Below are 18,301 nucleotides of genomic sequence, written 5' to 3'. Positions count from 1 at the left end.
TTAGGGCCCTTCCGTCAATCCGCCTTGCTGAACGCGGCCTCGGCCTTGAGCTGGTTTGCCCGGGCCTGAACCACTTCGGTAGCGACCGGCCAGGACTTCGGATCGCCCGGATCGAAGCTTTTGCCGCGCCATTCCTGGTAGATGATGGCAACACCCGTGTCCGAGCGCTGGAAGCTGGCGACCATCACCTCGCCGAGCCCGGCAAAGGTCCTGTACTGATCGGCATAGGCGCCGCAGACAAAGCCGAGCGGGGCCAGGTCATTGTCGCCATTGTCCTGGCCGAGCTGGAAGAAGCCGGTCAGTTCCGGCTTGCAGCTATTGGCGTGCAGCATCATCAGAGCGGCGCGATAGTCGGCCAGGGTTCGCTCGTTTTCGTCGCGGCTGATGCGCGCGCCATAAAGCGTGGTCCAGAGCGCTTCGCTTTCGCCCTTGGGATAAATTTCGAGGAGGGCCTGGCCGTCTTCAGCGAGGAACGAGGTTTCCACCCGGCCGAGCGCCGCATCGTCACCCGTGAGCCAGTCGGGCCGGGGCAGCGACAATTGGTGGCCCAATGCATCGAGAACCAGCTTGCCGCCTTCTTCCACGAGCGGCGGGGTGCTGCGAATCTGTGCCGCAGCCGGCATGGTGGCGACACCCAGCGCGATCAGGACAAAAAGAGCGGTTCTCAACGGCGTCACGGGGCACTCCTTAGCCCAAAGACAGGTGCAGTCCGGCCCAAGCCCCCAAAGGCCAGCTGCTATCGGCACGATTAGAAAGGAAGTTTCGCCCATGCAAGGCGAACGAGTGATGGGCGTGATGATGATGAGGCGGTTGAAGGAAAGCTGCAACACATGGCGTGGTGCATGGGGCGATGGGCAAGCGCCAGCCTACCCTCTTGCACTCCGCGGGAGCGGTGTTTCCGGCAGCAGGCGATGCGGCGGCTGGTGGCCGTCCATAAAGGTGCGGATATTGACGATGACGGTCTCGCCCATCTCGATGCGGGCTTCGAGCGTCGCCGACGCCATATGGCCGGTAAGAACCACCTGATTGGTCTCGGCAAGGCCCAGCAGACGGGGGTTGATCCCCTTGCGATTGTCGAAAACGTCGAGCGCGGCCCCGGCAAGGCGGCCGGCCTCGATGCGCTCGATCAATGCGACTTCATCCACGAGTTCGGGCCGGCTGACATTGAGCACATAGGCGCCCGGCTTCATGCGGTCGAGCCGCTCAGCCGAAAGGATGTTCGTCGTGTCGCGCGTCAGCGGGGTGTGGAGCGAAACGATATCCACCGCTTCGAGCATAGGTTCGAGTTCGGGCCAATAGGTGGCGCCCAGGGGCTCTTCCACGCCCGGCGGCCGGCGATTGCGGGAGAAGTAGTGGATATTGAGCCCGAAGGCGCGGGCACGTTGCGCGACCGCCGTGCCGATGCGGCCCATGCCGACGATCCCCAGCGCCTTGCCGCGCAGGCGATGACCGAGCATGGAGGTCGGCGACCAGCCGGCCCAGGCTCGATCGCGCAGCAGCAATTGCGAGCCTTCCACCAGCCGCCGCGGCAAAGCCAGCATCAGCGCCATGGCCATGTCGGCGGTGTCCTCGGTGAGAACGCTCGGCGTATTGGTAACCGTCAGGCCGGCGGCCCAGGCCGCTTCAAGGTCGATATTGTCCACCCCATTGCCGAACTGGGCAATCAACCGCACGCTTTGGGGCAGGCGGGCGATGAGATCGGCATCGATCCGGTCGGTGATGGTGGAAACCAGCACATCCTTGCCCTCGACGCCGGCCAGAATATCCTCGGCGGTCAGGGTTTGGTCGGTTTCATTGACATCGGTTTCAAAAAGCGTCGCCATGCGCGCTTCGATGGTCTCGGGCAGGCGACGAGTCACCAGAATTTTCGGTTTGCTCGATGTCATGCTTGCCTTGCGACCTGATCACAAAGGGATGGCTTGCGCCTATCCTTTAAGGACCGTTAAGGATCATGCCGTAGTGATAGGGCAATTCCAATCCGTCTGCAAAGTCATGTTCATTTCGCACGCCGCTTCGGGCCGTGTCCGTCTGCTTTTTCCGCGTATTTTCGCAATCCTGCCGCTGCTGTTCGCGAGCCTGTTCGTCAGTGCGCCCGCCGCCTGGGCCCAGGCCGAATCGGTTTCGGGGCTGAAATTGCCGCGTTTCGTGTCCACGCGCTCCAACCCCATCAATGTGCGTGTCGGCCCCGGCACCAAATATGATATTGCCTGGAATTACACGGTTTCGGGCGTGCCGGTCGAAATCGTTCAGGAATTCGACACCTGGCGCAAGATTCGCGACATGGACGGCGAAGAGGGCTGGGTGCACCAGAGCCTGCTCGTGGGCACGCGCGCCGGCTATGTCACCCCCGTCGCCGCAAATGGCGAAGTCGATATGTATGCCTCGCGCTCGACAGAGTCGGGTGTTCGTGCGCGGCTCGCGCCGGGCGTGCGCGTCAACATTTCCGAATGCGACGGGGACTGGTGCACGGTTTCGGCCGGCCAGCCGGGCGAACGCGCCAATTTCTCGGGCTATGTGCGCCAGGAAGAAATCTGGGGCGTCTATCCCGACGAAGTCTTCGACTGATTCTTTGCTAGTCGCGTTTTCGAACCGGAAAAGTGGTGGCCGCTTTTCCTGAAAACGCTCTAGGCGTCGAGTTCGGCCAGAGCCTCGTCGCGCTGCCGGCCCAGACGCACGTCATCCTCCTGCTTGGGGCAGGAGCTGCAATAGGTGGCGGGAAAGGCCAGATAATCGAGGCAGCAGCCTTTTCGGGCCGTGATCAGCACCTGGCGCCCATCGGCAAGGTCGAGCGTCTCCAAATCCCCCTGCCCCACCAGATCCATGGCTGAAAGCCAGAGGCCGCAGATGCGCCGCTGCTCTTGCATGCTCATGCCGGGCACATAGTCCCGCAACCGCAGCATCAGCCCCAGCATGCGATCGGTGAGAAGCCGCAGCGCCGGCACGCGCTTGAGTTTTGTAAGCTCATTGATTTCGGCGAGAAGACCATCGGCGAAGGCGCGGAGGTCCGTGCCGGCGCGCCAGATGAGGTCGTCGAGATCGGCCTTGTGCTGCGGTCCCGGTGGCAGGCGAAACCCGCTGACATCGACCCCCTTGACCTGCTGGCTGACGCTCGACAGCTGCGGCAAGGCGCCATGGACGTGCGCGCCAATGACAGCGAGATAGGCCGGCTGCCAGAAAAGATTGGTGAGGAGGCGCACGGCATAGAAGGGCTGGCCTGCCGCAGGATAGGTCGCTTCGAGCCTTGCATAGAGCTCGCGCAGGAATTGCTGATTGTCCCCGCCCGGCACATACCAGCCCGGCAGAGCTTCACCCGGCGCGCCATTGAGAAAGCCGGTGACCCGCGCGGCGGTTTCAAGAAACCGCGTCAGCGCGACATCATCGCTATCAAGGGCAAACAGAAAATTACGGGCGGCCACAGGGCTTTTCCATGGTTTCGCCCTCCCTATAACCGCATCCGCCCAATATTCAAAGTCCCAAGTATATTGGGAAATATCCGTAAGTACGGTTTTATACTTTTATAACAGATGAAGCGGACAATTACCTGACAACGAACGTATGGGGGCAGTATGCTGCACCACAGCGCTTCTTGTCTACGCAGTAATCATGGCAGTGCGGCAGTAGAATTCGCCATTCTGGCGCCTGTCTATCTATTGATGCTTTGCGGCATGCTGGCCTATGGGCTCTATTTCGGGGCCGCCCATTCGCTGCAGCAGCTGGCTGCCGATGCGGCGCGCATTTCCATTGCCGGGCTCGACAGCGCCGAGCGCGACAGCCTCGTCGGGCGTTATCTCGACCGTCATGCCGGCGACTATATGCTGCTCGATCGGCAATACCTGACCTATGCCATTGGCGATGATCCCGGCGATCCCACCCAATATCGCGTCGCCCTGCGCTATGACGCCATAGAATTGCCGATCTGGAACCTTTATCCGCCCCTGCCCATGCCCAGCCGCTACATGGTCTATGGCGCCACGATCAGGCAGGGCGGGCTGTGATCGCCTCATTCTTTCGCGACAGCAGCGGCAATATGGCGGTGCTGTTCGCCACCGCTTTTTCGCTGTCGGGCGTCATCGGCGCCATCGCCGTCGACGCTGCCGCGCTTTATCACGAGAGGCGTGTCATCCAGTCCACCGTCGACCTTGCCGCCCTCAGCGCCGCGCGCAATCCCGGCCGCGCCGGCGAAATCGCCGCGGAAGTGCTGACCCAGGCCGGTTTTGCCGATCAGGCCGGCCTTGTCGTCACCGTCGGGCGCTTCGAGGCCGATGCGACCCGCGCGCCGGAAGACCGCTTCGTGCCCGGCCGCACGCCGGCCAATGCAGTCAAGGTGCAGTTCGAGCGACCGGGTACGCTGCATTTCGCCGCCAGCTTCACCCAGTCCCCGATGATCGGGGCGACGGGTCTTGCAACCGTCACGCCGGAAGTCTCCTTTTCGTTGGGATCGCGCCTTGCGAGCCTCAATGGCGGCATTGCCAATGCGCTGCTGAGCACATTGCTGGGCACTACGGTCAGCCTTTCCGTCGTCGACTATAATGGGCTTGCTTCGGCGCGCGTGGATGCCCTGAGTTTTCTCGATGCGCTGGCGCTCGAAATGGGCCTCAATGCCGGCAGCTACAATGAAATCCTGTCCTCTGAAGCCTATGCCGGCGACATCGCCGCGGCGCTTGCGAGCCTCGTCACCGGGGCCGAAAAGGCCGCGCTCACGACGCTGGCCAATGCCGGCCAGGGCAATCGCGTGCCGCTCGGCAAACTCTTCGACCTTGGCCGCTACGGTTCCCTGGGCCTCGACAGCGCCGGGGCGGCCCTCAATGCCCGCGTCTCTGCCCTCGAAGTCCTTTCCGCTGCCGCCGCGCTCGCCGATGGCGACAAGCAGATCTGGCTCAGCCTTGGCGGGCATCTGCCCGGCATAGCAGCGCTTTCGGTCGAACTCGCGATCGGCGAACCGCCACAGGGCGGGGCATGGTTCGCCGTTGGCCCGGTCGATACCGTCATCCGCACGGCACAGGTGCGCTTGCGCGTGGATGCGCAATTCCTCGGCGGCCTTGCCTTGCAAGGTGCGGTCATCCGCCTGCCGCTCTGGCTTGATCTTGCCCATGCCGAGGCCCGCGTTGCGGGGGCCTCCTGCCCCGATCGCGACCACCCCAATGGTACCGCCGAGATCGCCGTGCTGCCCGGCGCACTCGAACTTGCCATCGGCCAGGTCACCAATGCGCAGATGCGCGATTTCGGCGCCACCCTGCCGGTCACGCCGGTGCGTATCCTCGATGCCCTGCTCCTGCGCATTTCCGCCGCGGCGCATGTAGAAGTGGCGCAGACGACGCCGGTGCTGCTGGCATTCTCTTCCAGCGATATCGGCACGGCGCGCCTCAAGACGGCAAGAACCACGACGCTGGTGACCTCGCTCGGCCAATCGCTGCTGGCCGACCTCAAGTTGGAGATTTCCGTGCTCGGCCTCGGGCTCTCCCCGCTCAATGTCATTGCCAATGCCCTCAAGGCCGCCATCACCCCGATCGCCGCCCCGCTCGATTCCATCGTCAACACGCTGCTCACCACGCTGGGCCTGGGCATCGGGGAAGCGGATGTGCGGGTCTATGGGGTGCGATGCCTCAATCCGGTGCTGGTGGGATAATTTCGCTCACGGCCAGCAAAAAGCCCGCCCAGCTTGTGCTGGGCGGGCCAAATTTTCAGATCGCTATGGAGCGACCTTCAGCGCTCTTGCAGAACTTACTGCTGAACGAGCGTCAGGTTGATCGCGGACTCGCGGCCATCACGACCGGTCTCGACCTCGTAGGTGACCTTGTCGTTTTCGTACAGGCCATCGACGCCCGAACGCTGAACTGCGGAGATGTGAACGAAGTGGTCCTTGCCGCCATTGTCGGGGGTGATGAAACCAAAACCCTTGGTGGCGTTGAAGAACTTGACGGTGCCGTTGATGGTGGCCATTTCAGTATCCTAAAAGCTCGGAGCCGAAGCGAAGCGAGCGTTTCCCTCCGCAACATGCAAGAGGGCCTACAGACGTTCGCAAAGCGTATCAGTGAGCCAAGACCGGGATTAACCGGGAGAGGCAGCCAACTTCGGCTGAAAACGTATGGGGTGCTTTATGACAGCGGATCGTGGCTAGAGCAAGACCGCAAAGAAAAAACCAAGATCGTGTTTGGGGCCGGGCGAGAAAACGCGTTCCCATTCCGACCTTTATCACCGCTTGACTCGGCGCATTAGTGTGCTACACATGTATCACACTAGATAGGCACGACACATGGATGATTTTCACGCCAGCCAGCCGATCTTCGTGCAGATCCGGCAGCGGCTGATCGAGATGATCCTGCGTGGCGCAGTCGGGGAGGGCGATTCCCTTCCCTCGGTGCGCCAGATTGCAGCAGAACTTTCGGTCAATCCGCTGACGGTCACCAAGGCCTTCGAAGCCCTGGTCGAGATCGGCGTGGTCGAAAAACGGAGGGGTCTTGGAATGTTCGTTACCCAAGGCGCACAAGACAAATTGCTTACCCACGAGCGCGAAAAGTTCCTCAAGGAGGACTGGCCGCGCATCCTCACCCAGATCAAGGCCCTGAACCTTGATCCCAAAACCCTCTTTGCCGAAACCCCGGTGGAGCCCAAGCCATGACTGACACCAATCTCACCCTAGAGCCCGTCGTCACCGCACGGGGCCTGAGGAAAAAATTCGGCCGAAAGGAAATCCTGCACGGGCTCGATTTCGACATTCCCGCCGGCCGCATCTATGGCCTTGTCGGCCACAATGGCGCGGGCAAGACCACGACGCTCAATGCCATGCTGGGGCTCACGAGTTATGAGGGCACCATTCGCGTGCTGGGCGAAGATCCCTTTGCCCGCCGCGCCAAGCTGATGGAAAACGTCGCCTTCATTTCCGACGTGGCGAGCCTGCCGCGCTTCCTCAGGGTGCGCGAACTCTTCGCCCTTCTCTCCAACATCCATCCCAATTTTTCGACCGACAAGGCGCGCAGCTTTCTCGAGGGCACCGACATCAAGCCCGAGATGAAGATCAAGACGCTCTCCAAGGGCATGGTGGCCCAGCTTCACCTCGCCGTGGTCATGGCGATCGATGCCAAGCTTCTGGTGCTCGACGAACCGACGCTCGGGCTCGACATCACCTATCGCAAGCGGTTTTACCGGCGCCTCCTCGAAGACTATATGACCGAGGAGCGCACCCTGATCATCACCACCCACCAGGTGGACGAGATCGAGTTCATGCTCTCCGACATCATGTTCATTCGTGACGGCGACCTGGTCCTCCACATGCAGATGGAGACGGTGAACGAGAAATTTTCGCAGCTCGTGACCAATGAGCCGGAATTACAGGCCCAGGCCCGCGCCCTCGGCCCGGTCTATGAAGAAACGCGCTTCGGCCAGACCGTCTTTATCTTTGACGGCGTCTCGCGGGAAAACCTCGAACCGCTTGGAAAAGTTTCGACACCGACGCTTTCCGACCTCTTCGTCGCGCTGATGCAGCGACCGACTGCCAATCCGGAGACGGCCCGATGAAGGCTTTTGCTGCACTCGTCCATCGCGAATATATCGAGCATCGCGGTGCCTTCTTCATCGCACCGCTGGTCATGGTGGCGATCGTCTTCCTCCTCACCATCTTTGCCTTCAGCGTCGACCGCATCAACACGCGCTTTTCCGGCCAGATGCTGACCGTGATGCCCACCTGGGTTTTTGAGGCCGGCTTTGCCGCGCTTGCTGCCGGCTGGCTCATTTACCTCGGCTTCGTGCTGTTCTTTTACTGCGCCGATGGCTTTGCCGCCGACAAGCGCAACAATGCCATGCTGTTCTGGAAGTCGATGCCGGCTTCGGACCTGAAGGTATTGCTGAGCAAGCTCACCGCTGCCGTAACCATCCTGCCCGGTTCGATCTTTGCCGTGGCGCTCCTCAGCATCGTCCTGATGTTTGGCGTCGCCTATGTAACGACGATGATTGCGGGCCTTGGCAGCGCCACCCTGCTCTGGAGCATTCTGGTCATTTTTGCGCAGATGAGCCTTGTGCTCCTCGTCGTCATCGCCTGCGCCCTTCTGTGGTACCTGCCCTATATGGCTTTGGTGGGGGCCATGGGCACGGCGGCCGGTCGCTGGGCCATCCCGCTGGCCTTGCTTTTGCCTTCGATTCTCTCGGTGCTCGAATGGGTCGTCATGGGCGGGGGCATGCATCCCTTTGCCACGCGCACCTGGGACTATCTCAATTACCGCTCGCAGTTTCCGGTCGCCGTCGACTATCTCGACCGCGTCTGGGAAGGCCAGCAGGCCTTTGACGCCACGGCTTTCACCATCGACTTCCTGCAGAAATTCGACTGGCTGCAGGTCGGGATCGGCGCCGTTTTCGCTGTCGTCGCGATTTACATCGCCAGCGAATATCGCCGCCGCTCCGCCGCCAATTGAGATTTCGTGCGGCTTGACCACCCACCCTTGCCCCCTCTCCACACGAGGTGAGCGCCTCCTCCCCCTTGTGGGGAGGGAATGAGGGTGGGGGTATTTTGGCAGTGCCAAGTCCATGCTAGGGAGCGGTCCGAACAGGACCGCTTCCGATGACCTTGCCTACCATTGTCAGTTTCTGGCACGGCCCTTTGAGCTGGCTCGAAATTCTCTGCATCACCTCCTTTGTCCGGCAGGGACACAAGGTGGAGGTCTATTCCTACGAGCCGATCACTGCCCTGCCTGCGGGCGCCGAATGGCGTGACGCTACAACTGTGCTGCCGCCGGAAAAGCTGGTCTTTTACAAGGGCCGCGGCACGCCCGGCGTCTTTTCCGACCATTTTCGCTACGCGGCACTGAAAGCCGGGCTCGGCGTCTATGCCGATCTCGACATGTATTGCCTGCGCCCCATGGAAGGCCCGTTCGACTATCTCATGGCCTGGGAACGGCCCGGTTCGGTCAATGGCGCCATGCTCTATATGCCGCCCGATGCGCCGCTGCTGGCCGACCTGCTTTCTGTCTTTGAAGAGAAGAAGCGCCCGCTGCTCGAGCCGCACCTGCCGCCACTGCGGCGCTTCGAGGTCGCCATTCGCCGCCTCGTGGGCGACCGGGTAACGCCCGAACACATGCAATATGGCGCAACCGGGCCCATGGCCCTCACCCATTTCGTCGCGGAACACGGCCTCACCGCGCGGGTGCTGCCCTCGGCAACCTTCTATCCCGTGCCCTATGAGGGCATTCCGGCATTGATGACGTCAGGCTCTGACCTCGACGCGGCGATCAAGCCCGAAACCCTCGGCATCCATCTCTGGCGCAGCCAGCTCACCGACCGCGGCCGCGCCGGCCTGCCGCTGCCCGAAGCCGGGAGCGCCTTGGCAAAACTCTGCGCTCGCGAGGGACTTGATCCCGCGAAAGTTGCTTAGCGCCCTAAGCGCAGCTTTTTGAGCCACCACCGCTTCCAGCGGTGTTTTGCAAAGCGATAAAACAGATCATTGGTCATGACGTGGCGATAGAAGCGCGCATAGGCCACGGACTGGAAGGTATGCGCAAAGACGCTCCACGGCTTGGTATCGCCCGTATAGTGGACGATGGCCGGATCGAGCCCGTCATGGGCGTGACGCGCATCGATGGTGTTCCAGCGCCAGGGCAGCTGCAACCACTTGCCACGAAAGATCAGGTTGAGCAGGTCCTGGTCATAATAGATCCGCTGCATGACCCCCGAGGCATAGGCCTCTTCCATGCGCCCCAAAATGTCGGCCTCGCGCCACTTGGCGATATCGATAAGCACCATGCCGGCATTGAAATAGGGATCGGCGGGATCAAAGATATCGCGGTTCTTTTTCAGATCCCGCTGCCCGGTAATCAGCGCCCCGGCAGGGTCGCGCACGGCCGCTATCGCCTTACCCTCAAGGTCGAGATCAAAAAGACGAAAAATATCGTCGCGCACCAGCATGTCGCAATCGAGATAAAGAATGCGCTCGACATCGGGGGCGACCAGACGGTCGATCATCAGCCGCGCATAGACGATATTTGAGAGACGCTTGTTCTCCGGCATGCGGCCGGCGATGTCGCGGAACATGTCCGACTGGTCGAGATCGTACCAGCGCAGCTCGACCGGAAATTCCTCCACGATCTTTTCGAGGTCGGCCCTGTGCTCGGGCGCCAGCGTCCGGTGGCAGAGGTGAAAGACCAGGTCTTCGCGCCTATGCGTGAAGAGGCAGACCGAGCGCATGGTGGCAAAGGCCGGCGCCCAGAAATTGTCATCGAAAGTCAGGCAGACATGCATTTTCATGGGTCAGCGCGCCAGCCGCAGCTTCTTGAGCCAGTATCGCTTCCAGCGGTGCCGCATGAAGCGATAGAAGAGGTCATTGGTCATGACGTGCCGATACCAGCGCGAATAGGCCGACGAGCGCAGCATGCCGGCGAAGAGCCCCCAGGGTTTTGCTTCGCGCGTATAGTGCAGGATGTGCGCGTTGAGCGCCTCATGGGCGAGATGCGCATCAATGGTGTTCCAGCGCCAGGGCAGAGCCTGCCAGCGATTGCGGAAGACCAGATTGAGCACGTCCTGATCGTAGTAAAGCCGTTCGATCCAGCCCTTGCCGGCAATCACGGCGACCTCGGCCTTGACGTTGAGCTCGCGCCATTTGGGCAGGTCGACCAGCAGCATGCCGGAATTGAAATAGGAATCGGCCGTGTCGAAAATCCCGACATTTTGGCGCATGTCGCGCCGGCCCATGATGAAGGGCTGCAGCGAATCCTGCACCGCGCCCAGCGGATGCCCGCCCAGGTCCAGCTCGTAGAGCTTTTCGATCGGCGCCCGCACCAGCATGTCGCAATCAAGATAGATGATGCGCTCGATATCGGTGGGCAGGATATCGGCCATCAGCAGCCGGGCATAGACGATCTTTGGCCAACGGCTGCTGGCCGGCAGTTCGGCAACAAAAAAGTCGAAGAGTTCGGATTTTTCCAGCGGATACCAGCGCAGGCTCGCGCCGAATTCGCGCACTATGCCTTCGATGTCATAGCGATGCTCATCCGATATCGGCATGTGCAGCAGATGAAACACCAGATCCTTGCGCCGATGGGTGGAGAGGCACACCGAGCGCATCACCGTATAGGCGGGCGCCCAGAAATTGTCGTCGAAGGCGAGGACGATGTGGATGGGTGCGCTCATTCCGCTCACAAGCTCAAGATCGAGAGTTTCTCATAAAGGCTCGGCGCGCAAAGGGAAGAGGGTTTGGGTTATCCCGCTAATCCCCGCCCCCTCGGGCGGGTGGAAAATAGGGCAATCTCTCAACAAGGATTGCCAGACATGGACGACACACCCCGCCTCAGCCTGCCGCAGATCATTTCCGGACAGGCGCTGAAACACATCACCCACAACGAAGCCCTCATGCGGCTCGATGCGCTGGTACAGGCCAGCGTCGAAGCGAGCACGCTAACGACCCCGCCCACCACCGCACTCGAAGGCGAAGCCTGGATCGTGCCGGCGGCCGCCACCGGCGCCTGGGCCGGGCACAGCGAGGAAATCGCCGCCTTCCAGGCCGGCGCCTGGAATTTTTACGACCCCGCGCCCGGCTGGCAGGTTTTCGACAAGGCCAGCGGCACGCTCTGCGTCTTTTCCGGCACCGGCTGGATTGCCGTCGCCGCTACCGGCGCCGGCCTGCCGCAGTTCGGGATCAATGCCGACGCCGATACCACCAATCGCCTGTCGGTCGCGGCCGATGCGACGCTCTTCACCCATGATGGGGCCGGGCACCAGCTAAAACTCAACAAGGCGACAGCAAGCGACACGGCCAGCCTGCTCTTTCAGAGCAATTGGTCCGGCCGCGCCGAAATGGGCCTGCTCGCCGACAATGCCTGGCGCCTCAAAATCAGCGCCGATGGCAGCAGCTGGAGCAATGCGCTGGTGGTGGCCAGCGATGGCAGCGCCAGTTTTGCCGGCGCGGTAAAGCCAGCCATCGACAATGCGCAGACCCTCGGCGCCAGCGGCGCGCGCTGGAGCGCCGTATGGTCCGCCACCGGCACGATCCAGACTTCCGACATGCGCCTCAAAACCGATATCTTGCCGACCGACCTGGGCCTTGGTTTCATCCTGGCCCTGAACCCGGTGCGCTATCGCTGGCGCGACAATGCCTTGGACGAGCGCGTGCATTATGGCCTTCTCGCGCAAGAGGTGCTCGCCACCGCCCAGGCCCACGGCGCAGCAAATTTCGGCGGCCATGTGCTGGTCGATGATGACGACGCCGACAGCCAGCAGGCCCTGCGCTATTCGAGCTTCATTTCCCCGCTCATTGCCGCCGTCCAGGCGCTTGCGGAGCGTGTGAAAAAACTCGAGTCAGGTCTTTAGGCCCCTAATCAAGGCCTTGATTGCCTTGCGATAGTCGGCCAGTTCCTCGGCGGGCGCCAGGGCGGCGCGATCAAAAAGCGCGTCGAGGAGCTGGGCGAGCGGCAGGACCGGCAGGTCGCGGATCGCGCCTGCCGCCACCGCGGCCGCAACGCCTTCCACCAAGGTTTTGAGCCCAAAGCGGGAATTGATGGCCTCGAGCCTTTCCCGGGCGATCACGGCCGGCGCTTCGATGAGAAGAATGCGCCGACGGCCGGGATCCTGCATGGCCGCGAGATAGGCATCCCCCCCTCGATGAGGGCCCGGACCGGGCCCGGCTCATCCTCTGCCTCGGCCGCCGCATTGATGGCGAGCGCAAGAAGCGCGTGCTCTTCCTCGACCACCGCCTCGAACAGCGCCTGTTTGTCGGCAAAATGGTGGTAAAGTGCGCCGCGGGTCACCCCGGCTTCGGCCGCAATGGCGGGCGTATTGGTGGCGGCGTAGCCGTTTTCGGCAAATTGCCGCCTTGCCGCTGCGATCAGGGCGCGGCGGGTGGCGTCCCGCCGCTCTTCCTGCGTTCTGCGCTGCACTTGCATACATACACCATGTTTGTTATTGTTACGTACACACAGTATGTTTCTAAACTGTCGTTTTCGCAAGGAGAGACCGATGTTTTCAGCCTATTATCCGCTCCTGCAGGTCCGGGACGTTGCCGGCACAGCCGCGTTTTACAAGGACCTCTTCGGCTTTACCGAGGTTTTCGCCAGCGATTGGTACATGCATCTGCGCGCGCCCAACGGCTCGCAGGAGCTGGCCATCATTGCCCATGACCACGAGACCATCCCGCCCGAAGGCCGCAAGCCGACCAGCGGCCTGATCCTCAGCTTTGAAGTGGCGGATGCCGCTGCAGAGGCTCAGCGTTTTGCCGGCAAGGGCATAAAAATCGCCCAGGAACTGCGCGACGAGGTTTTCGGCCAGCGTCATTTCATTGCCAGCGATCCCAATGGGGTGCTGCTCGACGTGATCACGCCGATCGATCCGGACCCCACCTGGCTCGCCGCGCAGGGCGGTCAGTAATACCAGGTCAGCGCCGCCGCCGTGTCCGCATTGAAATGCAGCGTCACCGTCACGTCGTTGATCGGGTCGGTGACGCCATCGGTAAATTGCCGCTGCAACAGGGTGATGGTCTCGGCTGCGGTGTCCGACCCTTTAAGAATATAGTCGTAGCAGTCGATGCCTTCGCTGCGGCCCTCGCCGATCTGGTTTTTCAGCTCCCAGAGCGGGCGGCCATTCACGGCCGTGCCGTCGGCGCGATTGATGGCGCGCAGCGTCGGGACCCAGTCATAGCCCGTCTCGCAGATATAGCGGTTCTCTTCGAATGTTCCGTGGTCGGTAAAGATCACGTCGTAATCGGCGTCCCAGGCATTGCCGATTTCATAGGTCGCGCCCTCGTCGGTCACCTCGAGATAGATATCGGACCAGGAGCAGCTGCCCTCCTGTTCGATATAGCACCAGCGCTCGGCATTGCGCATCAGCGTGGCAATCTCGGTAATGGGAACCAGCTTGCCGACCTTCATCCGGTCCAGCACGTCCTCAGTTCCTGCATCGAAGGCCAGAGCAGGCGAAATCCCAATAAGACCAACAACAAGGCAAGCGAAGAGACGACGCATATTCTCCCTCCCAAGGGCTGTCCGCGCCGCACTCTAGGTCAAACGCGAAGCGAGCGAAACCTCGGCTTGACATTTGTGTTATGTTATTACATTGCAGTCAATATTGCGACGAACGGAGATCTTTCATGCAGGATGTCATCATCATCGGCGGCAGCTTTGCCGGCCTTACCGCTGCCATGCAGCTCGGCCGCGCCCGTCGAAAGGTCACCGTGCTCGATACCGGCCTCAACCGGAATCGCTATGCCTCACACGCGCACAATATCTTTGGGCACGACGGCACCCCGCCGGGCGACCTGCTGACAGCCGCCAGAGCCCAGGTCGCGCACTATCCGGCCGTCAAGATGATCGAGGCGCGGGCCATCGGTGTTTCCGGCGAGCCGGACAATTTTGTCGTCACCACGGCGTCAGGCGACACGATTTCGGGCCGCAGACTGATCCTGAGCTATGGCATCGTCGATGAATTCCCCGCCATTCCCGGCTTTGCCGAGAGCTGGGGCAAGACGGTCATCCATTGCCCCTTCTGCCACGGCTATGAAGTGGCGGGCACGCGCTGGGGCCTTCTCTATTCCTCGCCCATGTCGCTCCATGGACCTGTGCTCTATGCCAACTGGACCGATGACATCACGCTGATCCTCGATGGGCACGCGATCGTCGACGAGGAGCGCAGCAAGCTCGAAAAGCGCGGCGTTAGAATTGTCGACGGCAAGCTCTCAACCATTCATCACGAGGACGGACGCATTTCCGGCGTCACCATGCAAGACGGCGCGCGGATCGACCTCGAAGCCCTCTATGCCCATCCGCGCAATCGGCCTTCGGCGGACCTGCACCTGCAGCTTGGCCTCGACACCAAGGAGACGCCGACCGGTATCATGCTCGCGGTCGGAGACATGCAATTGACCTCCCGCCCCGGCATTTTTGCCGCCGGCGACCTGGTCACCGGCATGCATTCGGTGACTTTTGCCAACAATACCGGCTCGCTCGCCGCCATGGGCGCGCTGCAATCGATGATGGTTTGAGGTCTTTCGAGACCACCTGACTATCCCAACCACGGCGTCATTCCCGCGAAAGCGGGAATCCCCGTCTCGAAATGGAGATCCCCGCTTTCGCGGGGATGGCACGGGGGAATTCGAGAGTACGGTTGGAACAAAGACGGGCAGCCCCAAGCAGGGCTGCCCCACACCTTCCCCTACCGCAACCAGCCCTGCGGGCGCGGATGCAGTTCCATCTGCCCGCCCTTGGTCGCTTCATCGATGGCGGCAACCTCTTCCGGGCTCAGCTCGATATTGTCGATGACACCCAGATTATCCTTGAGCTGGGCCAGGGTGCGCACGCCGATCAGCGCCGAGGTCACCTCCTTGCGCCGCAGCACCCAGGCGAGCGCCAATTGCACCAGCGACTGGCCGCGATTCCTCGCGATAACGCTGAGCTTGTCGACCGCTTCGAGCACGCGCGGCTCGATATGGCTGGCGCGCAGCGTGCCATTGGGATTGTCGCCGCGGGAGCCATCCGCGTGGCCCGAAGAATATTTCCCCGAAAGCACGCCCTGGGCCAGGGGTGAAAAGGCAATGATGCCGATACCGAGATCGCCACAGGCATCGATCGTCTTGTCATTCTCGATCCAGCGATTGAGCACGGAATAGCTCGGCTGGTGGATGGTCGTCGCAACGCCCATTTCCTTGAGAATTCGATGCGCCTCGCGCGTTTCCTTCTCGGGATAGGAGGAGATGCCGACATAGAGCGCCTTGCCCGAGCGCACCGCATGGGCCAGCGCGCCCATGGTTTCCTCGAGCGGCGTATCGGGATCAAACCGGTGCGAATAGAAGATGTCGACGTAATCGAGCCCCATGCGCTTCAGGCTCTGGTCGAGGCTGGCGAGCAGGTTTTTCCGGCTCCCCCATTCGCCATAGGGCCCCGGCCACATATTGTAGCCGGCCTTGGTGGAAACGATCATTTCATCGCGATAGGGGCGGAAATCGCGGCCCAAAACCTGGCCGAACAGTTCTTCGGCCGAGCCAGCCGGCGGCCCATAATTGTTGGCGAGATCGAAATGGGTGATGCCCTGGTCGAAGGCATAGCCCAGAATTTCCATGGCACCGGGATAGTCGCGCGTGCCGCCGAAGTTTTGCCAGAGGCCAAGGCTGAGCACGGGCAGTTTCAGGCCCGACTGCCCCGAACGGCGATAGTGCATGGTGTCATAGCGTGCGGGATCCGCGCGATAGGTCATGAAAAGTCCTCCCGATGTCTTGCTTGCGGCCGCCCGTGACGCCGGGCTCGGCCAGTGGTATGAGCGCGCCATGACCGCGCTCAATCCAAAATCCGCCGCCACTGTGCAACAGGACAATCATCCATACAAGGTGATGGCGATCTACAAATTCGCCTCCCTGCCCGATGCCGAAGCGCTGAAAACGCCGCTCGCCGCCTTTTGCTGCCACCGCGGCATCAAGGGCACGCTTATTCTGGCGCCCGAAGGCATCAATGGCACCGTGGCCGGCACGCCCGACGCGATCGACGCTCTGGCCGATTTTTTGTTTGTGTCCGGCCCCTTTGGCGCCCGCCTTCTTGGCGCGGAAACCAAATATTCCTTCGCCGATGAAGCCCCGTTCCTGCGCATGAAGGTGCGCCTGAAACCCGAAATCGTGACGCTGCGTGCGCCCGAGGCCGATCCATCCCAACAGGTCGGCACCTATGTCGAGGCCGAAGACTGGAACGCGCTCATCGACCGCAACGATGTCGTGCTGGTCGATACCCGCAACGACTATGAAGTCGGCCTCGGCACGTTTCAGCGCGCGCTCGACCCGAAAACCGCGAGCTTTGTCGAGTTCAAGGACTATGTCGCCAAAAACCTCGATCCCGCCCGGGACAAGAAGGTCGCCATGTTCTGCACCGGCGGCATCCGCTGCGAAAAGGCCTCTTCCTATCTGCTTAGTCAGGGCTTTGAGGAGGTGTTTCACCTCAAGGGCGGCATCCTCAAATATCTCGAAGTGACGCCTAAGGAAGACAGCCGCTTTGCCGGCGAATGCTTTGTGTTCGACGAACGCGTCTCGGTTGGCCACGGCCTTGAACTGGGCAATGCCACCCTCTGCCGCGCCTGCCGCCACCCGCTGACCGAAGCCGATCGCCAGCACAAGGACTTCGCCGAAGGCCTCTCCTGCCCCCACTGCGCCGACGACACGGCCAAGCACGAAGCGGCCGCCGAACGCCAGAAACAGATGGACCTCGCCAAAAAGCGCGGCACCGCGCATCTAGGCGACGCCGTCGCCGAAATCGCCGCCAAGGCCAAGGCGCGCAAGCAGGCGCTGGCCGAAGAATCGCGGGCGCGCAATTCGGAAGACTGACGGCATCTGCGCCATTCAACGCATAGACATGTCCTATGCGAAAACCCATATTCCGGCTTATCGACCGCTCTTGCATAAGCCAATCCTATGGACCTCGACCAGCTTCGCACCTTTGACCGCATCGTTCGCGAGCAGAGTTTTACCAAGGCGGCCGCCTATCTGAACATCACCCAGGCCACCGCCTCGATGCGGATGCGGGCGCTCGAACAGCTTTTAGGCGTCACCCTTTTCGTTCGCGGGCGAACCGTCAGCCTCACCGACCAGGGCATGACCTTCCTGCCCTTTGCCCGCCGCATCATCGGCACCGCGCAGGAGGCGCGCGAAGCCCTGCGCCGGGTTGAGCGCGGCCGCATCGCCATTGCCTCGCTCAGGAGCCTTGTGTCCCCGCTCATCACCGAAAGCCTGCTGCGCTTTCAGGAAAAGTACCCCGCCGTCGACGTGGTGGTGAACGAAGGTCGGCAGGCCCAAATCGCCGAAATGTTGCATGAGCGCGAATCCGAACTCGGCATCCTCTGTTGGCCCAATCTCGAACCGCTCGCCGTCGATCTCGTGCCGCTTCTCACCATGCGCGAGCGTGTGCCGCTGGTGATCTCCGCCGACAAGGCGGCAAAACTCAGCGCCACCCCTGAGATCGAGGAAGTGCTTGCCCTGGTGCCGCGCGCCATTTCGCTGATCTGGTGGCAGGTGGCTCCCGAAGCCTCCACCGCCCTGACCCGGCGCGCGCCGACCAGCGTCGAACTCCCTACTGGCCCCGCGCGACGCCTTGCCATCAAGGGCGAAGGCATCGGCTTTTTCGTCAATTCCGCCGTGGCCGACGACATTGCCGCCGGGCGCCTCGTCGAAATCCAGCCGATCGATATCGAGCCGCTCCATCGCGACACCGCCATGGTGGTGCGTTCACTGGCGGCGCTGGAGCGGCCCATGCTGGTCGATTTCATCCGGGAAATCGCCGTCGAATGCGCGCGAGTGGGCACAATCCTCGATAGCCGACTAGAAGACCTGCTTGCTGCCGCCTAATCTCCCGCCAAGAGG

Annotated in this window: 22 protein-coding genes; 12 read left to right on the top strand and 10 right to left on the bottom strand. The window is 61.8% G+C overall.

The window, feature by feature from the left end; genetic code table 11:
- Window positions 1–14: 14 nt before the first annotated feature.
- The gene (locus NVV77_RS13020) at window positions 15–677 is read right to left on the bottom strand and encodes a hypothetical protein (protein WP_295413911.1); all 663 of its coding nucleotides are present in this window, start codon (window positions 675–677) and stop codon (window positions 15–17) included.
- Window positions 678–866: 189 nt separating this feature from the next.
- Window positions 867–1,886 (bottom strand): D-glycerate dehydrogenase, encoded by a 1,020-nt coding sequence (locus NVV77_RS13015; RefSeq protein WP_295413908.1) that lies wholly within the window; start codon window positions 1,884–1,886, stop codon window positions 867–869.
- Between the two features lie 106 nt (window positions 1,887–1,992).
- Here NVV77_RS13015 and NVV77_RS13010 point away from each other — a divergent pair, with 106 nt between their 5' ends.
- Window positions 1,993–2,565: an SH3 domain-containing protein gene (locus NVV77_RS13010; RefSeq protein ID WP_295413906.1), complete on the top strand. Its 573-nt coding sequence runs from the start codon at window positions 1,993–1,995 to the stop codon at window positions 2,563–2,565.
- Window positions 2,566–2,624: 59 nt separating this feature from the next.
- Here the strand turns inward: NVV77_RS13010 and NVV77_RS13005 are convergent, their stop codons facing one another.
- On the bottom strand, window positions 2,625–3,416 hold the full coding sequence (locus NVV77_RS13005) for a siderophore ferric iron reductase (protein ID WP_295413903.1): 792 nt from the start codon (window positions 3,414–3,416) through the stop codon (window positions 2,625–2,627).
- 150 nt (window positions 3,417–3,566) lie between these two features.
- On the opposite strand from NVV77_RS13005, the gene NVV77_RS13000 reads away from it, so the two are divergent.
- Both NVV77_RS13000 and NVV77_RS12995 read left to right on the top strand, forming a co-directional pair.
- A complete protein-coding gene (locus NVV77_RS13000; protein ID WP_295413900.1) occupies window positions 3,567–3,995 on the top strand; it encodes a TadE family protein in 429 nt (142 codons plus the stop codon).
- Window positions 3,992–5,626 carry a TadG family pilus assembly protein gene (locus NVV77_RS12995; RefSeq protein ID WP_295413897.1) on the top strand — a complete coding sequence of 545 codons (1,635 nt, stop codon included), beginning with the start codon at window positions 3,992–3,994 and terminating at the stop codon, window positions 5,624–5,626. Before NVV77_RS13000 ends, NVV77_RS12995 begins: the two co-directional genes overlap by 4 nt.
- Window positions 5,627–5,721: 95 nt before the next feature.
- Here the strand turns inward: NVV77_RS12995 and NVV77_RS12990 are convergent, their stop codons facing one another.
- Window positions 5,722–5,940 (bottom strand): cold-shock protein, encoded by a 219-nt coding sequence (locus NVV77_RS12990; protein WP_056312801.1) that lies wholly within the window; start codon window positions 5,938–5,940, stop codon window positions 5,722–5,724.
- Window positions 5,941–6,253: 313 nt separating this feature from the next.
- Between NVV77_RS12990 and NVV77_RS12985 the strand changes: the two genes are divergently transcribed.
- From NVV77_RS12985 to NVV77_RS12970, 4 genes are all read left to right on the top strand, one after another.
- Window positions 6,254–6,619, top strand: a complete 366-nt coding sequence (locus tag NVV77_RS12985; RefSeq protein ID WP_295413890.1) for a GntR family transcriptional regulator — start codon at window positions 6,254–6,256, stop codon at window positions 6,617–6,619.
- Complete coding sequence (locus tag NVV77_RS12980; RefSeq protein ID WP_295413887.1) at window positions 6,616–7,515, top strand: ABC transporter ATP-binding protein; 900 nt, start codon at window positions 6,616–6,618, stop codon at window positions 7,513–7,515. The genes NVV77_RS12985 and NVV77_RS12980 overlap by 4 nt, the downstream gene beginning before the upstream one ends.
- Window positions 7,512–8,405 carry a hypothetical protein gene (locus tag NVV77_RS12975; protein ID WP_295413885.1) on the top strand — a complete coding sequence of 298 codons (894 nt, stop codon included), beginning with the start codon at window positions 7,512–7,514 and terminating at the stop codon, window positions 8,403–8,405. Before NVV77_RS12980 ends, NVV77_RS12975 begins: the two co-directional genes overlap by 4 nt.
- A 146-nt stretch (window positions 8,406–8,551) precedes the next feature.
- The gene (locus tag NVV77_RS12970; RefSeq protein ID WP_295413882.1) at window positions 8,552–9,361 is read left to right on the top strand and encodes a glycosyltransferase; all 810 of its coding nucleotides are present in this window, start codon (window positions 8,552–8,554) and stop codon (window positions 9,359–9,361) included.
- Here NVV77_RS12970 and NVV77_RS12965 read toward each other — a convergent pair.
- On the bottom strand, window positions 9,358–10,230 hold the full coding sequence (locus NVV77_RS12965; RefSeq protein ID WP_295413879.1) for a glycosyltransferase family 8 protein: 873 nt from the start codon (window positions 10,228–10,230) through the stop codon (window positions 9,358–9,360). The two genes, NVV77_RS12970 and NVV77_RS12965, sit on opposite strands and share 4 nt — an antisense overlap.
- Before the next feature lie 3 nt (window positions 10,231–10,233).
- Window positions 10,234–11,112 (bottom strand): glycosyltransferase family 8 protein, encoded by an 879-nt coding sequence (locus tag NVV77_RS12960; RefSeq protein ID WP_295413877.1) that lies wholly within the window; start codon window positions 11,110–11,112, stop codon window positions 10,234–10,236.
- Between the two features lie 138 nt (window positions 11,113–11,250).
- Between NVV77_RS12960 and NVV77_RS12955 the strand changes: the two genes are divergently transcribed.
- On the top strand, window positions 11,251–12,288 hold the full coding sequence (locus NVV77_RS12955; RefSeq protein WP_295413874.1) for a DUF2793 domain-containing protein: 1,038 nt from the start codon (window positions 11,251–11,253) through the stop codon (window positions 12,286–12,288).
- Here the strand turns inward: NVV77_RS12955 and NVV77_RS21990 are convergent.
- The gene (locus tag NVV77_RS21990; protein WP_367178622.1) at window positions 12,277–12,552 is read right to left on the bottom strand and encodes a hypothetical protein; all 276 of its coding nucleotides are present in this window, start codon (window positions 12,550–12,552) and stop codon (window positions 12,277–12,279) included. The two genes, NVV77_RS12955 and NVV77_RS21990, sit on opposite strands and share 12 nt — an antisense overlap.
- Window positions 12,501–12,860, bottom strand: a complete 360-nt coding sequence (locus NVV77_RS21985) for a helix-turn-helix domain-containing protein (protein ID WP_367178621.1) — start codon at window positions 12,858–12,860, stop codon at window positions 12,501–12,503. Before NVV77_RS21985 ends, NVV77_RS21990 begins: the two co-directional genes overlap by 52 nt.
- Before the next feature lie 73 nt (window positions 12,861–12,933).
- On the opposite strand from NVV77_RS21985, the gene NVV77_RS12945 reads away from it, so the two are divergent.
- Window positions 12,934–13,341 carry a VOC family protein gene (locus tag NVV77_RS12945; protein WP_295413872.1) on the top strand — a complete coding sequence of 136 codons (408 nt, stop codon included), beginning with the start codon at window positions 12,934–12,936 and terminating at the stop codon, window positions 13,339–13,341.
- Here the strand turns inward: NVV77_RS12945 and NVV77_RS12940 are convergent.
- Window positions 13,335–13,934 (bottom strand): hypothetical protein, encoded by a 600-nt coding sequence (locus tag NVV77_RS12940; protein WP_295413871.1) that lies wholly within the window; start codon window positions 13,932–13,934, stop codon window positions 13,335–13,337. The two genes, NVV77_RS12945 and NVV77_RS12940, sit on opposite strands and share 7 nt — an antisense overlap.
- 125 nt (window positions 13,935–14,059) lie before the next feature.
- On the opposite strand from NVV77_RS12940, the gene NVV77_RS12935 reads away from it, so the two are divergent.
- On the top strand, window positions 14,060–14,950 hold the full coding sequence (locus NVV77_RS12935; protein ID WP_295413869.1) for an NAD(P)/FAD-dependent oxidoreductase: 891 nt from the start codon (window positions 14,060–14,062) through the stop codon (window positions 14,948–14,950).
- A 170-nt stretch (window positions 14,951–15,120) separates the two neighbouring features.
- On the opposite strand, the gene NVV77_RS12930 is transcribed toward NVV77_RS12935, so the two are convergent.
- Window positions 15,121–16,158: an aldo/keto reductase gene (locus NVV77_RS12930; protein ID WP_295413866.1), complete on the bottom strand. Its 1,038-nt coding sequence runs from the start codon at window positions 16,156–16,158 to the stop codon at window positions 15,121–15,123.
- A 70-nt stretch (window positions 16,159–16,228) separates the two neighbouring features.
- Between NVV77_RS12930 and NVV77_RS12925 the strand changes: the two genes are divergently transcribed.
- Together NVV77_RS12925 and NVV77_RS12920 are read left to right on the top strand one after the other, a co-directional pair.
- On the top strand, window positions 16,229–17,269 hold the full coding sequence (locus NVV77_RS12925) for a rhodanese-related sulfurtransferase (protein WP_295414460.1): 1,041 nt from the start codon (window positions 16,229–16,231) through the stop codon (window positions 17,267–17,269).
- Between the two features lie 87 nt (window positions 17,270–17,356).
- A complete protein-coding gene (locus NVV77_RS12920; protein WP_295413864.1) occupies window positions 17,357–18,286 on the top strand; it encodes a LysR family transcriptional regulator in 930 nt (309 codons plus the stop codon).
- Window positions 18,287–18,301 lie beyond the last annotated feature (15 nt).

Origin of the sequence: Devosia sp. (assembly GCF_024707125.1) — a bacterium.
Classification (GTDB): Bacteria; Pseudomonadota; Alphaproteobacteria; order Rhizobiales; family Devosiaceae; genus Devosia.
Note: the sequence above shows the minus strand (reverse complement) of the source record. Positions and strands in the feature narration are given on the sequence as shown.